The sequence below is a fragment of the Spirosoma sp. genome (assembly GCF_026391055.1).
Taxonomy (GTDB): domain Bacteria; phylum Bacteroidota; class Bacteroidia; order Cytophagales; family Spirosomataceae; genus Spirosoma.
The window spans coordinates 75,615-92,138 of record NZ_JAPLET010000019.1 but is presented as its reverse complement, the minus strand read 5'-3'; the positions used below and the strand labels follow the sequence as shown (position 1 = coordinate 92,138).

General features: G+C 49.3%; 15 protein-coding genes. 8 read left to right on the top strand and 7 right to left on the bottom strand.

Features of this window, described 5'->3' with window-relative positions:
• Positions 1–21 precede the first annotated feature (21 nt).
• Positions 22–732, bottom strand: coding sequence for a hypothetical protein (locus NT073_RS11120; protein ID WP_297372988.1), 711 nt, complete (start codon positions 730–732; stop codon positions 22–24).
• Positions 733–812: 80 nt separating this feature from the next.
• On the bottom strand, positions 813–2,108 hold the full coding sequence (gene nhaD, locus NT073_RS11115; protein WP_297372986.1) for a sodium:proton antiporter NhaD: 1,296 nt from the start codon (positions 2,106–2,108) through the stop codon (positions 813–815).
• A 95-nt stretch (positions 2,109–2,203) separates the two neighbouring features.
• On the opposite strand from nhaD, the gene NT073_RS11110 reads away from it, so the two are divergent.
• Complete coding sequence (locus tag NT073_RS11110) at positions 2,204–2,530, top strand: hypothetical protein (RefSeq protein ID WP_297372984.1); 327 nt, start codon at positions 2,204–2,206, stop codon at positions 2,528–2,530.
• An 8-nt stretch (positions 2,531–2,538) separates the two neighbouring features.
• On the opposite strand, the gene NT073_RS11105 is transcribed toward NT073_RS11110, so the two are convergent.
• The 3 genes from NT073_RS11105 to NT073_RS11095 form a co-directional block, all read right to left on the bottom strand.
• Positions 2,539–3,720, bottom strand: a complete 1,182-nt coding sequence (locus NT073_RS11105) for a sodium:proton exchanger (protein ID WP_297372982.1) — start codon at positions 3,718–3,720, stop codon at positions 2,539–2,541.
• A gap of 64 nt (positions 3,721–3,784) precedes the next feature.
• On the bottom strand, positions 3,785–4,678 hold the full coding sequence (locus tag NT073_RS11100; RefSeq protein ID WP_297372980.1) for a PE-PGRS family protein: 894 nt from the start codon (positions 4,676–4,678) through the stop codon (positions 3,785–3,787).
• 201 nt (positions 4,679–4,879) lie between these two features.
• Entirely contained in the window at positions 4,880–8,398 is a 3,519-nt protein-coding gene (locus NT073_RS11095; protein ID WP_297372978.1) for a PAS domain-containing protein, read from the bottom strand.
• Positions 8,399–8,632: 234 nt separating this feature from the next.
• Here NT073_RS11095 and NT073_RS11090 point away from each other — a divergent pair, with 234 nt between their 5' ends.
• The 7 genes from NT073_RS11090 (at position 8,633) to NT073_RS11060 (ending at position 15,437) form a co-directional block, all read left to right on the top strand.
• Complete coding sequence (locus NT073_RS11090; RefSeq protein ID WP_297372976.1) at positions 8,633–9,277, top strand: DUF1080 domain-containing protein; 645 nt, start codon at positions 8,633–8,635, stop codon at positions 9,275–9,277.
• A gap of 155 nt (positions 9,278–9,432) precedes the next feature.
• Positions 9,433–9,795, top strand: a complete 363-nt coding sequence (locus tag NT073_RS11085) for a hypothetical protein (RefSeq protein ID WP_297372974.1) — start codon at positions 9,433–9,435, stop codon at positions 9,793–9,795.
• Between the two features lie 117 nt (positions 9,796–9,912).
• Positions 9,913–10,956, top strand: a complete 1,044-nt coding sequence (queA, locus tag NT073_RS11080; protein ID WP_297372972.1) for a tRNA preQ1(34) S-adenosylmethionine ribosyltransferase-isomerase QueA — start codon at positions 9,913–9,915, stop codon at positions 10,954–10,956.
• A 71-nt stretch (positions 10,957–11,027) separates the two neighbouring features.
• Entirely contained in the window at positions 11,028–11,756 is a 729-nt protein-coding gene (locus tag NT073_RS11075; RefSeq protein WP_297372970.1) for a 2-C-methyl-D-erythritol 4-phosphate cytidylyltransferase, read from the top strand.
• 53 nt (positions 11,757–11,809) lie between these two features.
• Positions 11,810–12,799, top strand: a complete 990-nt coding sequence (meaB, locus tag NT073_RS11070; RefSeq protein ID WP_297372968.1) for a methylmalonyl Co-A mutase-associated GTPase MeaB — start codon at positions 11,810–11,812, stop codon at positions 12,797–12,799.
• 29 nt (positions 12,800–12,828) lie between these two features.
• The gene (locus NT073_RS11065) at positions 12,829–13,905 is read left to right on the top strand and encodes a plastocyanin/azurin family copper-binding protein (protein ID WP_297372966.1); all 1,077 of its coding nucleotides are present in this window, start codon (positions 12,829–12,831) and stop codon (positions 13,903–13,905) included.
• Positions 13,906–13,961: 56 nt separating this feature from the next.
• Positions 13,962–15,437 (top strand): hypothetical protein, encoded by a 1,476-nt coding sequence (locus tag NT073_RS11060; RefSeq protein WP_297372964.1) that lies wholly within the window; start codon positions 13,962–13,964, stop codon positions 15,435–15,437.
• Between the two features lie 91 nt (positions 15,438–15,528).
• Here the strand turns inward: NT073_RS11060 and NT073_RS11055 are convergent, their stop codons facing one another.
• Complete coding sequence (locus NT073_RS11055) at positions 15,529–15,918, bottom strand: hypothetical protein (RefSeq protein ID WP_297372962.1); 390 nt, start codon at positions 15,916–15,918, stop codon at positions 15,529–15,531.
• Positions 15,919–15,968: 50 nt separating this feature from the next.
• Positions 15,969–16,478, bottom strand: a complete 510-nt coding sequence (locus NT073_RS11050; protein ID WP_297372960.1) for a hypothetical protein — start codon at positions 16,476–16,478, stop codon at positions 15,969–15,971.
• Between the last annotated feature and the right edge of the window lie 46 nt (positions 16,479–16,524).

Sequence of the window (16,524 nt, the reverse complement as noted above, 5' to 3'; positions counted from 1 at the left end):
CTTGGCGGGACATCAACCAATCTATTTCACCGTAAAATCGGAGTCTTTCAGTCCTTTGTTGATCTTGACGTTATCGACCGTCATGGTCATTGGGCCTCTGGGCGATTGCTGAAGAATGGTCATCGGAATTTTGATACCATTTACGTCTTTGTAGTCACTGTAGCTCATGGTCGACTTCATTTCACCCTGGGGCGACTTTGCCGTTGTGATGGCCTGTACTTTCAGCCCAGTTGTGGTGTCGAAATTGTCAGTCCAGGTTGTAGCGCCATCCTCTGTGGTGTGGCTAAGTTTATAGGTGTCTTTCCCATCTACTTTCTCTGTACCCACAAGGGTTGTTTTTACCCCGTTTTCGGCATAGTGTAGTTCCGGAAAGAGAACATTCATGACGGTCATCTGCTTGGCTGCGGCCCCGTCAATGGTACGGCTACCCTGCATACCTCCCATTGTAATCTTGGTACCATCGCCGGTTTGTTTCATTACCTCCATGCCATTGGCGTTGATCACCATTGAAAACAGGTTGGGCAACTTCTGCTTGCGCGTAATCATAATAGCCCCCATCTGCCCTTCGCTGGACATGCTGGTAGTCATGTCGGTTACTTTCATAAGCGCATCCTTCCCTCCAATGGCCGCAATGTATTTATCGACCACTTCGTCGGCTGTTGGTGTTGTCTGAGCAACTACTGACTGCCAGGATAAGGCTGCCAAGCCAGCGATTAGTATTAGTTTTTTCATGGTTTTTCAACGAATAATAAAGATTAAAGAGGCTAGTTAGTTCATAATTTGATAGGCTACAACTACGACTTGATGAGCGGTTACGTTAGCAGGGCAAAACCAGCTAGATAAACTAGTGCTCCGGCTATATAACCAATCAGCGCCAGCCAGCTTATTTTGCGCAGATACCAGCCAAAAGCCAGTTTTTCCATGCCCATAACGGCTACACCCGCAGCGGAACCAATAACGAGCAAGCTCCCACCTGTACCACCACAATACGCCAGAAATGTCCATAATTTAGCATCGACCGGATAGCTCTGCATGTCGAACATACCCATAGCAGCGGCCACGATAGGGACATTGTCGACTACCGCCGATACGGCTCCGATTAAGAAGATAATTACATCTACATTGCCAACCGCCTGGCTCAGCGAAGCCGCCAGCAACTTCAATATACCCGTTGCTTCCAGTGAGCCCACCGCCAGCAGGATACCCAGAAAAAAAAGAATGCTGGATGTGTCGATTCGACTGAGCGCATAAGCAGCCGTGAATTTCTTGCGTTCGGCTTCATCTTTCTCACTATGGAGTATTTCGGAAGCTACCCAGATAATTCCCAGCACTAACATCATTCCCATATACGGCGGCAAATGGGTGAACGTTTTGAAAATAGGAACGAACACCATGCCTCCTAAGCCAATGGCCAGCATAGTCCGGCGTTCTCGTCGGGCGGTAGGTGTCACATATGGACGGCTGATCCCAGCCTGCTCCCGGGCCGGTTTACTTTCCGATGAGGGTTTATAGAGTCGAGTCAGCAGGGCTAGCGGCACCAGCAGCGAAACCAGACTCGGAAACAGCATCGAACGGATAATATGAAATGAGGTTATGTGCCCACCAATCCAGAGCATCGTTGTTGTCACGTCGCCAATGGGCGACCAGGCACCACCAGCATTGGCCGCAATGATAATCATACCCGCCATGATACGTCGGTCTTCGGCATTTTTGATAAGCTTGCGTACAACCGATACCATGACGATGGCCGTCGTGAGGTTATCCAGCAAAGCAGACATAAAAAAGGCAAGGAGACTGATGATCCAGAGCAGCGTTCGCATGTTGCGGCTGGCAATGCGATCGGTTATAAGGGTGAAGCCGTCGTGCACATCAATCAATTCGACCACCGTCATGGCTCCCATCAGGAAGAACAATATTTCGGCCGTATCGGCCAGATGGTGCTTTAGCTGCTCACCAACAAGATTGACTTCTGTATTCAGCAAGGCGTAGGCGACCCAGCAGGCAACGCCAGTGATCAGCGCGGTTGCAGTTTTGTTAACTTTTATTGGGTGTTCAAGGGTGATTAGAACATACCCAATTATGAAGAGAAGAGCAAGTAATAGAGTCATAGAGGAAGAGCACTCGACTGATGAATGCCTTTTTTATTGAGTTGAGCACTTTTGCTCGTAATTCGTGTTAATTAAGGGTGAACGTTCGTCGATTTATGTTTGTAATTCGTATTTCGTCTCTTGGCCCCGACGGGATGGCTCTTTTTCCCTTTATCCTGGTCAAGCACCGCAAACCCGGTCTTACCCTGCTTAACCACGAACGCATCCATTTACGCCAGCAGGCCGAGTTGGGCATTTTTCCGTTTTACTTGTGGTATTTCCTCGAATACCTCATCCGCCGACTTCAGTATCGACACCATTACCGGGCCTACCGAAACATAAGTTTTGAGCGGGAAGCATTCGCCCACGAAGATGATACACAGTATTTACAATACCGCCGGTGGTGGTCTTTCTGGGCCTACTTAACCCGGAATGCTGACTGAGCCAGCTATTATCTGGCTGCTTTCGCAGGCTTGTACGATAGCACTCCGAGCATAACAACCAATGAAGAAAGCACAACAACGATAGTGGGAATACCCTCGCGGAAGCCCTGCAGCCGCAAATTTTCCGGGATGTTCAGATAAAGCAAAACCGTGATCAATCCTCGGGGGGCAATCCATAACAAAGGACTCGACGTTCCCCAGTACGTAAGCCGGAGAGTAACCCACCGCCAGACAAGAATTATCAGGATGAACAGTGCGCTCACAATCAGCGCGTCAACGTCCACTAATTCGGACGGAATGGCCGCATACCCCAGGATCAGATAAAAAAATGTCCGAACCACAAAGGAGCCTTCTGCCGTCAGATTTTTAAGCTGATCAAGCTCTTTCTCGAACAAATCATTTTTTAAAATCAGGCTCAGTCGTCCGCGTATAAACAGTTCGGTGTTGTTCAGAAAAAGCCCGAATATCAGAATAAGCAGCAACGACGACAGGTGATTAATTTCGGCCAGGGCATAGACGAGAAACAATACGGAGATGATGGGTAGAAATTTGATTCGGTGGTTAATCCGGCCAATCAGGTACAACAACAAAAAGCAGCATACCAGCGAAATAAGGGCCATTACAAGCGTGTCGCGCGTGAAAAGCCAAACAGCCCCCAGCACCGAACCCTGGCTTAAAACCAGAAAGTTGTACCCCATAATCCCCAGAATACTGGCAAAGGCCGATTCGTGAATGGCATATTCGCGCTGGTCGGTTGAGAGTTGCTCCACATTTTGCACCGTCACGGTACTGCTGATAATGGAAAAGGGCAATGCCGCAATCAGGCAATGATAAAATGAATCGTTCAGCAGCAAATAAAGGGTACCAGCCATGAGCAACGTCCCGCCGGCAATGGCCAGCAGGGACGCCAGGAGGCTTCGCCGTAAAACACTTAGCCGGTCGGCGTTAAGTTCAATATCAAGACCACCTTCCAGTACGATCAGAATTAAGCCAAGCGTACCGAGTGTTGGCAGGATGGCATTAACGTAGGGCACTTGAACATCGAAGTACGCCGTTGCCTGTCTTGTCAGCATTCCCAGCAGCAGCAACAGCAAAACGGAAGGCGTCTTAAAGCGGCTGCTGAATAAGTCAAAAGCGTAGGAAATTAATACCGATAAACTCAGGACTATAATTAAAATCGATGAATCCATGCGGCAAGTTAACTGATTGCATTTATTTCAGACCATTACCCCGCGCACGCTGCTTATGCCCCTCCTACTTTTTGGCATAGTAATATAAGTTCACCGAGGGTGCATTTGCTTTTTCACTAATAGTGAAGAAGCCTTTGGCATCTTTGTCGAAACAAACGGCTTCACCCTGCGGCTCCAGACGAATAGCCAATGAGCGCCGGGTGCCGTACTGCATGGCATCAGCAATGCTTTGCCCGGCATCCCGCTTCCAGTAATACATGGATGTGTATGTTCTGAGCAGAATTTCGCGGCCGTCGGGCGAAATGGATGCACCGGTTACGTAGTTCGGCAAACCACCGCCAAAAGAAGGCAGTTCACCAAAATCCTGCGCTGTAATTAAGCTGTTGGTACTTTGCGGGTAGGCCAGTCCGTACAGATGTACTTTTTCTTCCCGTTTGGAGATGATGTATATGTCTTTGGTTTGCGGATCAACAAACATCGCTTCGGCATCACGCGGCCCCAGTGGATACCGGAAGTCGATACGACCGATATCACTAACGGCAATGGGCGACTGTAGATTTGCAGGCTCAGGGATGCGGTAAATCTGACAGGTTTCGTACTGGGCATTGTTATCGCCAATGTCGGCTATGTACAGGTAGTTTGTCCCATCCTTTGGACCTGGCCCAACAGATAGTTCTTCCCAATCCCGATTTTGAATGGATGGCACGGAAATCTTTCCTTTAACGGTTCCGTCGTACCCTAACAGGGCCAGTTCAGCGGGGCTGCCGCTATCCTGTTCAATCCAGATATTACCCGGCTGACTTCGGCTATCGACCATTCCGGAGGCTTCATCAATTTGACCTGGTGCAACGGGGGCTACTGTTGGATCTGATGTAAAATTGACATCATATACACTGGGTACATTGAGTTTACACGCAGTGAACGCCAGCCCTAAAACCAGCAAAGTGAAATTACGCATGAAGTTTTCCGGTTGATTCTGTTGTCAAAGTAACGAACAGAATATCAAAAATGATTAGCCCTCTAACCGGAATTGCGTAACCGGCATGTCGAAAAAGTGAATTATAAACGCTATAAACCGGCTGTATCTACCCGACTACGAAGTAGATACTGAAATTCAGAATGACTAGTATCAACAAAAAAGAATTCCTGTAGTCTGCCTTTAAACAGGCAAAAGAATCCGGAACGTGGCACCCTGGCCTGGTCGTCCTTCAGCGAAGATATGCCCCTGGTGATTATCGATGACTTTCTGCACAATGGCAAGTCCAATACCTGTTCCCTGGTATTCACTGCGGCCATGAAGGCGTTGAAATACCTGAAAGATCCGATCGGCCTGGTGGGGGTCGAACCCGATTCCATTATCGGTTACCTGGATAAGGTGGAACAATCGATTGGCATCCGCAGGAAGCAGTGAGGGTTCAGTCAGCTCGCGCCCGTAGAGCTGACGGGCGTTGATATAAATTGTCGGCAGTTCAGCAGCATCGTTCAACCGGGTAAATTTGAGGGCGTTACTAAACAGATTTTGAAAAAGTTGACGTAGCTGAGCCGCATCGCCCCGGATAGTTGGCAGAGCATCCACGGTTATCACTGCTTTTTTCTCAGTAATGGCCGTTTCCAGATCAATGAGTACATCGGCTACAACCTGATTCAAATTAACCGGGCCAACTGTTTCCTGCTTCGTTACAATGCGGGAATAAGCCAGAACATCTTTGATCAGAACCTGCATACGGGCAGCTGCCGACTGCATCCGGTTGATCATATCGGTGCCTTCGCTACCGATTACCGGCGCAAACTGTGACTGAATAAGATCGCCAAACGCCTGAATTTTACGCAGTGGCTCCTGCAGGTCATGACTGGCTACGTAGGCGAACTGCTCCAGATTTTTGTTCGAACGCTGTAGTTCAACCACCGAGTTTTCCAGCTCCTGCTGAAGTCGCTTAAGAGATGTATAGTCGCCAAAAGTCACCAGCACATCGTCATTCATTTTAGTGGTCATAATGTCCAGCCAAACATCAATGCCACTGCCAAAGTAATGAAAGTCGAACCGTTGCGACAGGCCCGTGCTGTATGTTTTATAATACCGCTCAAATAGCCCGTTCGTCTTGTAATCAGGAAAGTATGTGCTCCCCAATGCCCCAATTACGGCTTCCGATTCTTCACCCACATAGGATGCCAGCTGTTGGTTAGCCAGTCTGAACCGAAAATCATACACCTCGCCAGCCAGGTTGCGAACGGGCGTGAACAGGAAGATTCCGGTCTGGCAGGTGTCAATAACCGTTTGTAGTTCGGTAGCGGAGGACTCTAACCGCTGCTGTAGTTTTTTGAGTTCGGTGTAGTCGGAGAACGTAACCAGCACATCGTGGCCCAATTTCAGGACCGTGTAGCTCTCCCAGAAATCGTTTGTTTCTGTTTCGTAGTGGAAGTTGAAATGCTGCGTGCGTCCGGTTTCGAAAATGGCAACATAGCGCATAAACAGCCCGTTGGTCATATATTCCGGAAACCAACGGCTTACCAACTCCCCCATCAGAGCGTCCGGCTCCTGACCTACATAACCGGCAATCATTTGATTGGCCGTCCGAAACCGAAAGTCAACAATACGGCCAACGTCATTGAACACTGGATGGATCAGGAAAATAGCGACCTGTGCCGAATCGATAACCGTACGGAGTTCGGCCGCCGACTTTTCGACCAGTATACCCGATCGTTTGGCCGCCGTTACATCGGTGAACGTGACCACAAAACCATCGCCAAGCTTTTGGGCCGATATTTCGAGCCAGAAATCCAGCCCGTCATGATTGTAATACACTTCCGTATAGCTCGGCTCACCGGTTTCAGTCGTTCGCTTGTACAGGTTAAATAGACCGCTCTCCACATTTCCCGGAAAAATTGTCAGCAGGGTATTCCCGATCATTTCTTCCTGGCTTCTGTTAAGCATACCTGTCGAGCTCTGGTTGGCAACCAAAAACCGGAAATCGACGATCGCATTCGTCTCATCCCGAATGGCTTCAAACGCAATTACTCCGCTGTTTGAACTATCCAGTACACTATTGAGTAACTCTGCCTGACGACCAGCCTTTATGGCCGTTTGTTCGAGGGTTTGCTGAGTTTGCTTCAGGGTTGTGTAGTCCGTAAATGTAACCAGCAGTTCGCCCTCAAACTTGATCACTTTTACGTCGAACCAGATGTTCTGATGATCGACAGCGTAATTCAGTTCAAATCGTTTCTTTTCTCCGGTTTCGAACGTGTCCCGACAGCGTTCGAACAGTCCCATTTCCCGGTACCCAGTGAACCAGTCCGACACAACAGCTCCCGTTAGCTTATCAGGCGTCTGCCCAATGAGTGCCGCCATCACACGGTTAATGGTCTTAAAGCGAAAATCCAGCAGTTCTCCCTCCGGACTCAAAACTGGACTGATAACCAGAATACCCGTTTGGGCTACGTCAATAACGGCTTGTAAATTAGCTGCCGATTGAACAATAGCCTGTTCCGCGAGCCGGGCCTTGGTAAGATTGGTTATAGTGAGCACAAGACCGTCTCCGTGCTTCACCGCTGAAATATCGAACCAGTTGTTCAGGCCATCCCGATTATAAAAGTGTTCGCCCTGGTAGGCTTCACCGGTTTCGACAACCTGCTGATAGATCCTGAACAATCCTTCTTGTTGCGTACCCGGGTAGAAGAACAGAAACGTCCGTTGAAGCAGCGTCTCGATAGACTGCCCAAGCAAAGATGTTACCGCAGGGTTGGCGTGGGTAAATCGAAAATCAGAAATCGCTCCGGTCGAATCCCGAATCGACTCCAGCACAAGAATGGTATCCTGAGATATATTGATGATTTCATTCAGTAATGTTCGCTGTCGTTCTGTCTCCAGAGCCGCTATCTTCTGATGGGTAATATTATTTCCCATGACCACAACCCCATCATTCAATTTGGTTATGGATGTGTTATACCAAACATCCGCGAAAGCATAGTACTGTTCAACCTCAATAGGCTTGCCCGATTCAATTACTTGTTCAAAGAGGTTGAACTGGCCTGACTGTCGCGAATTGGGGTTTATAGTCAGCAAGGTTTTACCAACCACATCGAACCCGGCATGGGTTTGGGCTTCTATCCGGCCCTGTTTATTAACCATGCGTAAACTGAAATCCTGAATCTCGTTTTTCTGATCGCGGATGGCTTCATAAACAAATACCGTACTAAGGGATGTATTAAGGATACTATCCAGCAGTAACCGCTGGCGTTCCGTTTCTAAAACCACCTCTTTGGGGGTAGCAATCGTTCGGGCAATTCCCAGAACACCATCACCTGCTTTGGACCGGCTTACACAAAGCCACTGTCTGAGCACAGGATTGAAATACTCAACCTCCATGGACTGCCCTGTTTCCATGATGTGGCAGAGTTGTTGAAATACATCTTCCGTAAAGTCCGAATGCCAATAATCTCCGGAACGAACGGATAAACCAATTTCTACCTGAGCTTCACCCGTAAACAGTTCGCTAACGCGTGGATTGACATACTCAACGACAAAGTCAATTAGCCGGCCAGCAGTTAGGCCTGCATCTCCACGTACCTGACTGTCAGTGTTTTCTTCAGTTGCCCGCACGGCACGCATCCAAAACACACTATCGGGTAACGTATCAAAAACTTGAGCTAAAGAAAGTTTCGTTGGTAAATCGGCGAGCATCAGAACGATAACGTTGTTATTAATATAGTCTAAAAAGCGCTTAGCAAGTTACTTAAAATTACGGTAAACAGATTCCGGCATGTGTCTTTTAATCATGATCTGCCAACTCGTGTGAACCTCTCCAACGAACTTTACCCCAATGAATAGCCTATAAGTATTGAAGCTGAAACATTAGTTTCAGACTTGTTTTTGCTTTACTTTCTGAACAATATCACTGAGTTGATTTAAATCCTTATGCAAAAGACCTTACCCCGCCTGTTAGTAGCTACGCTACTGGTTGGCCTCTGTGTTAGTTTTATTAGCCGTCCTGCCGCAAAGGGCTGGGTGACTATTTTTGACGGCAAAACACTTAATGGTTGGAAAGTAACTGAAGAGAGCCCCGAGACGTTTAGTGTTCAGGATGGTGCCATTGTTGTAGCCGGTCCACGGGCACATTTATTTTACGAAGGGCCCGTGAACGACCACAACTTCAAAAATTTTGAATGGAAGGCTAAAGTAAAAACCATGCCGGGCTCAAACTCGGGGATGTTTATCCATACGGCTTATCAGCCATCGGGATGGCCATCCAAAGGCTACGAGATCCAGGTCAATCAAACCCATACCGACTGGCGTAAAACGGGTAGCGTTTACGGCCTTCAGGATGTTAAGGAAGTTTTCGTGAAAGACGAAGAATGGTATACGGAACACATTATTGTGCAGGGCAAAAAGGTAATCATTAAAATCAATGACAAAGTCATTAACGATTATACCGAACCAGACAGCATCAGCACAGGCAAGTCGACAAAAAAGCTGAGCAGCGGTACCGTTGCCTTACAAGGCCACGACCCGAAAAGCAAAGTATTTTATAAAGATATCCAGATCAAAGTCTTACCCGATTAAAAGAAAGGGAGAAGCGACGTAACGCAGGGGGTGGAAAAGGGCTAACGGCAATCAATGTCGGCTCCTTTTCTACCCCCTGCGTTACGTCGCATGCCTCCCCTCAAACCATACGGCTCTTTTTGAGTTTACTTAGCATACACAATCGCTCTACGCTTATGAACCATTTCACCACCCTTACCGAAGCTATGGAAGACCTTCGGAATCGCGGTTATACGCATGAATTTGGCCCGAAACACGATTTCCTGGAAGAGAAGAGTACAGAAACAAAGCTGAAAGGGGAAGAATTTAACGTCGACGAATTCCACCGTTTTGAGGGCACATCCGACCCCGGCGATGAAATGACCTTGTATGCTATAACAGCCGCTAACGGCATGAAAGGTGTGTTTGTATCCGCACAGGGCACTTACGCTAACGAAGTGTCGCCTGAATTAATGGCTAAATTCAACGTTTCTGACCGCGCCGAGGTGAATACGGATGGTGCTGTAAAGCCCATCGACACCGTTTCAGCCGACCAATAAGTCATTTGAATGATATTTGCAAGAAAAATCCCGGAAGATGTGAAATTTTTCGGGATTTTTAGTTATCTTTGCGGCCTTTACAAAAAATGCGCCGTTCTTTTTCGTGCTATATAGATTATGAAGTTATCCGAATTCAAATTTGATTTACCCGAAAGTCTTATCGCCAAATACCCGGTCGAGCGGGGTGAATCACGGTTGATGGTTGTTGACCGAAAAGCGAAAACTATTGAACACAAGCAGTTTTCGGATCTGCTGAGTTACTTCGGCGATGGCGATGTGATGGTGATCAATAACACAAAAGTTTTTCCAGCCCGCCTATATGGCAATAAAGAAAAAACGGGTGCTAAGATTGAAGTTTTCCTCCTGCGCGAACTGAACCGCGAGATGAAACTCTGGGATGTACTGGTTGACCCAGCCCGCAAAATCCGCGTTGGCAATAAACTCTATTTCGGAGATAGTGACCTCGTTGCTGAAGTTATTGATAATACAACCTCACGTGGTCGGACAATCCGCTTTCTGTTCGACGGCAACCACGAGGAATTTATGAAAGCCGTGGACGAACTGGGCGAAACACCCATTCCCCGCGAAATGAACCGGGAAGCCGAAGACGCTGACCGCGACGCCTATCAAACGGTGTTTGCTCAGCATGTGGGCGCAGTGGCGGCTCCTACGGCCGGTCTGCACTTTACCCGTGCCATGATGAAGCGCATGGAAATTAAAGGGATCAACTTTGCGCCTGTTACACTGCACGTTGGCTTAGGAACGTTCCGTCAGGTTGACGTAGAAGATCTTACAAAGCATAAGACCGATTCCGAAAATTACCGGATTCCCGAAGATTCAGCCCAGATCGTGAACAAGGCACTTGATGCCGGTAAGCGGGTTTGTGCCGTGGGTACAACTTCTCTGAAAGCCATCGAGTCGTCGGTTTCGGCCAACAGCCGGTTAAAACCTGTTGAGGGCTGGACAGACCGGTTTATTTTCCCGCCTTACGATTTCAAGATCGCCAACTCCTTGCTGACGAGCCTTCATCTGCCCGAGTCCATCCTTATCATGATGACCAGTGCGTTTGGTGGCCATGAACTCATCAAGGAAGCCTATCAGGTAGCGATTAAAGAGAAATATCGTTTCTTCAGCTACGGCGATGCCATGCTGATTATTTAAGGTATAGGTGCCCTCACGGCAATTGATTAGTGGTAAGTAGTAAGTAGCTTTGTCGAGCGAGTTTTTCACGTATGACAGACCCTTTACTACCTACCACTAATTTTTTTGCCATCATCGTTGCCGGCGGCAGTGGCAGCCGAATGAAGTCGGACGTACCCAAACAGTTTCTACTTCTCAACGGCAAACCCATCCTTCAACATACTATCGAACAGTTTCTGGCGGTTCAACTCCCCGACCGGCCTGTGTCCTCTCAGACAACGGAAATGACCGGATACACCCGGCGTTCGGCGGTCAGCATTATTGTCGTACTACCCGCCCGGGATATGCCCATCTGGAATAAACTGTGCGATGAGCATAATTTCCACCCCTCCATTCAGACGGTCATTGGTGGCAATAGCCGGTTTCAGTCGGTACGCAATGGGCTTCAGGCGATAGATGCTCCGGATGGATTAGTGGCGGTTCATGATGGTGTCCGGCCATTTGTTACGCCAGCTATTATTCAAAACAGTTTTGAAACAGCCGCCCAAACCGGTTCGGCCGTAACCTGTGTCCCGGTTAAGGATTCGGTACGGGTTGTTGGAGCCGATGGCACCAGTCAGGCAGTCGACCGCGCTCAATATCGACTCGTGCAAACGCCCCAAACGTTTCGGCTGGACCTATTCAGGCAGTCTTTTCAAGTGGAAGAGCAAACTTTCTTCACCGACTGCGCCAGCGTTGTCGAGTTCGCCGGTTTTCCGATTACGCTGATTGATGGCGCTTACGAAAATATTAAAATTACCACCCCAGACGACTTAAGGTAGCCCAAGACAGCAACTGTCACTTACTGCACATTCAACCACTCTACTGCTCTGCCATGCGCCATCGACTTACGACAGATCAATACGCTACCGGAATACTTGCCGGTGACAGGTTGGTGCTTAGTCAGGCAATTACACTCATCGAAAGCCGACGGGCCGACGATCAGGCGTTGGCGCAGCAGGTGTTGGAACATATTCTTCCGAACACCGGAAAATCAACCCGAATTGGTATAACGGGTGTACCTGGCGTAGGAAAAAGCACCTTCATTGAATCGTTCGGCACATACTTAACCAGCCTGGGTCATACCCTTGCCGTACTCACCGTTGACCCTACCAGCCAGCGGTCAGGCGGTAGTTTGCTGGGAGACAAAACCCGGATGGAAACCCTCTCAGTGAATCCAAATGCTTATATCCGTCCCTCTCCGGCCGGTGATTCGCTGGGGGGTGTGGCGCATCGAACTCGCGAAACGATGCTCCTCTGCGAGGCAGCTGGTTTTGACATCATTCTGGTCGAGACGGTCGGCGTAGGTCAATCGGAAACGGTCGTACACGGCATGGTCGACTTCTTTTTGCTGCTCATGCTGGCCGGAGCAGGAGATGAGCTACAGGGCATGAAACGCGGCATTATGGAACTGGCCGATGCGCTGGCCATTACCAAAGCCGATGGGACCAACGAGTCAGCGGCCAATCGTGCCCGCCTTGAGTACCAGAACGCCCTGCACCTGTTTCCGCCTACCGGTACGGGCTGGTTTCCGCCGGTACTGACCTGCTCTGCAGTAACGACCGATGGTGTAGCCACCATCTGGCAAACGATACAGGCGCATCAGGCATTAACGGCGCAGAACGGACATCGTGCTCACCGGCGACAGGAACAACAACTTAGCTGGTTCCGGTCTTTACTCAGACAACGACTCGAGAGCCGTTTCTATGAGAAGCCTGGCATACGAACCCAACTGTCAATTATTGAAGAACAAGTCCGGACAGGAGCCCTCCTTCCGGCTCCGGCGGCTGACCGGCTCCTTCATTATTCAATGGATAATCAGTAGGTTTGAGGGCTGTAATCGCTTCCATACTCATGCTCAAAATTCTCTTCCAGTTCAGCTGTTTACTACTCTGTATATCCGCTCATGCACAACGGGATACGGTGATTCAGATCTCTGCAACGGGTGGCTTACAGTACAGCCAGAAACGCATTGTTGTGAAGCCTAATACGCGCCTGACGCTCGTTTTCCAGAACAAAGATGACATGGCGCATAACCTGGTAGTTACCCGGCCAAACTCCCGGCTTCGGGTGGTAGAGTTTGCCCTGGCCCTGGGCGATAAAGGGGCCCAAAAACACTACATTCCCGCTATCGACGATGTACTGGCTCACACCACCAGCGTTGAGCCCGGCAATAGCGACTCCATAACCGTGAAACTGGCCGAAGGCGGCTACCCGTTCGTATGCACCTTTCCGGGACATGGGTCCATCATGTACGGCATTATTTACGCTACAAAAGATGTAAAACGGCTTCCTGCACCTGATCAGGACATCAACATACCTAACCCCACCCGTATGCAAGAGGCTGCGCATCGGGGGCATCACCCGACTGTATCCGGTCATCCTTTTCCGATGAAACTCCCGGCCGTTTACCGAACGTTTATGCCTGATTGCGGTCCGGCGGCCATTGCCGTTGGCTTACCAGGCCCCAATGGTGGCCAGTCGTATGTATTTGATGCTGGTGAATGCCGGATACGCTACGCCTGGTCGGGTGGATTTGTCGATAATACGGAGCAATGGGAAGGGAAAGGACAGTTGCTGACAAAGGTGGTCGGTGATATTTACTTTCGGGATACGGGCGGGTTTCCTTGGCGAGTTGGTAATGCAGTACCTAAGGCACAGTTCAAAGGATACCGGCTCGTTAATCGGTACCCCGAGTTCTGGTACGTTATAAATGGGGTCGAAGTACATGAACTGGTCAAACCCCTTCCCGCCGGACGCGGGTTGATCCGTACGTTCACTTTTAGCCCAACCAAACAGTCGTTATCGTTCATTAACAAACCGCAGCCAGGTATTCGACTCCAATCATCCCTGGGCCGTTTTCAGAGAGAAATACTAACCCTGCCACCCGGAACCAGACAGGTGATTTTAAAAATGATGTATGATGTATGATTTGAGCCAGATACTTCTGTTGTTCATCGCATACCTTCACCACTGCCTCCAAAGATATGTTCGCTCTCCTTATCCTCTCCTCGTTTCTCTTTGCGGCTACTCCGGCTGATACGATTTCGGATTATTATGAGGTAGAAACGATTCTTACTCCAGCCGGTTTAGTCGCTGAAACGGGTGGGCTTTCATTCCTGCCCGATGGACGAATGGCCGCTTGCTTTCATCGGGGGGAGATTATGCTTTACAATCCGAAGACAAAAGTATGGAAACTCTTTGCCGATGGCCTCCATGATCCGCTGGGCGTGGTAGCCGTCAGCAATCGGGAGCTACTCGTTATTCAGCGGCCGGAATTAACCCGCCTGACCGACACCAATGGCGATGGCGTTGCTGATCTATACGAAACTGTTACCGATCAGTATGGCATGTCTGGGAATTACCATGAGTTTGCGTTTGGCCCTGTCCGCGACGCTAAAGGAAATCTGTACATCAGTCTGAACACAGGCTCAAACGGCGCGGGTATTCGTGATGAAGTTCGGGGACAGTATGAGCCTCTTGGCCGGCAGGGGCGCATGTATGCCTGTGTTCCGTATCGGGGCTGGGTACTTCAGATTACGCCGGATGGCAAAGTAAAGCCGTTTGCCAGTGGATTCCGGTCGCCGAACGGCATTGGCTTTGATGCTAAAGGACGACTGTTTGTTACCGATAACCAGGGTGACTGGCTGGGTACAAGTAAGCTCTACCACGTTAAAGAGGGGAAGTTTTATGGCCATCCGGCCAGCCTTGTCTGGCGTCCGGGCTTTCCGAGTGTCGACCCGCTCACCTTACCGGTCCGCACACTCGACAGTCTGAGAACGGTCGAAAGTATTGCCTTTCCGCACGAAAGTATGGCCCACTCCCCCACCCAGGTTGTCTTTGACAATACGGGTGGTAAGTTTGGGCCGTTTACCGGACAGATGTTCGTAGGCGATATGGATTACGCCCACCTGTTACGAATTCTGCCCGACGAAGTAAATGGACAGATTCAGGGTGCTTGTATTCCTTTTTTCAGCAAAGCAGGTTCTAACGGAGTCGCCATGCGAATTGGCAATAACCGGCTGGCCTTTGGCCCCGATGGCAGCTTGTATCTGGGCCAGACCGATCATGGCTGGCTTGGCTCAAAGGGTATTCAGCGGATACGCTATAAGGGTGGTGTTCCGCTGGATATCATGGCGATGAAACTGACGCACACCGGCTTTACCCTAACCTTTACACAGCCTTTAGATGAGGCAACGGCGCGTGAGATAACTAACTACAAGCTGCGAAGCTATTATTATGAGTACCACCAGGCCTATGGCTCACCACAGATGGATATGCAGTCGGTTTCTGTTTCCGATGTCGAGGTATCGGCCGACCGCAGAACCGTTCTTTTGCGTCTGGAAACAATAAAACCGAACCGTATCTACGAACTGACGCTGGGTAACCTGGCCGCTGGTAATGGACAGAAAAAGCTGATGAACCACCTGATTTGCTATACCCTGAATAAGCTGGTGGAATAGCTTTTTTTGCGTTGGTATACCCACTAAACAGAGACGTTTCACCAAAACAAGTCTGGTGAAACGTCTCTGTTTATATTGACCAATCCACTCCTCAGGAGTTGCCTAGGGTGCGGTCTGGCTCGTTAACGCGGGTAACCGGAACAGATTCTCCGTCCGTACTTGTATTCCAGTCGGCATTGCGGACTTCTACATCATCGTCTGTCGACATAGGTGCCTGCCCCCACGAAGCCCGCTTCGATTCTTCGATCGCTTCACTCGAAATAACATCATTATCATCAGCTACTGCAGCCGTTGCCGTTGCATCGGCCATATCGCCCGGCACATCGGTATCGCTGCTGTCAGCGACGCGGGATGGCAAGTCATTATCCAAGTTCTTATCGTTTAGTTGTGCCAACTCAGGGGGAATACCCATTGTGCTGTGCATACGCTGAGCCGCGTAGGACTCAGTGCTTTCTTTGCGGGAATTGCTGCTTACGCTCATAACGTTAATTAGTTAAGTGTTGAGAATTTAAGAAAAGTCGTTGGTAATCATTAATAAGTTGGCTGGTTGTTCAGATCTGTGCCGGTTTCGGCTACATCCTCCTCACGCTCCTGCTGCTGGTCGTTGTCAGACTGCCGACCATCGTCTTGCTTTTTAGCTGCTTCCTGCGCTTTTGGTGTCGGAACCTGATCGGCCGAAGCATAATCGTCTGGCCCCTCGGTGGTAACGTCTACGGTTGACGTATTCGTTTTACTACCGTCGGCTACTGCCGATTCCATACCCTCTTCGGTAACTTCCATAGTACTGTTGGTAATATCGCCCATGCGTAGAACACCGTTTTTGCTATCCATATCGGTACTACCCATGCCCCGGATGTTGCGACCATCCTGTCCGCCCCGAACCTGTTCGCTATCGAGGCCATTGGCCGTATTCTCCTGTTCAAACGTATTTTTATTATCCGTCCTTACGCGGTCTATATCAGTATCATCCGTACCAAATGGACCTTCTGTGCGGCCGTTTATCTGAGCATCTTCCCGATCTACATCCTTTTCGTCTTTCATGGCGTTGAGTCGTCTTATTTAATAGATTAACTTCCATTCTGGCAAA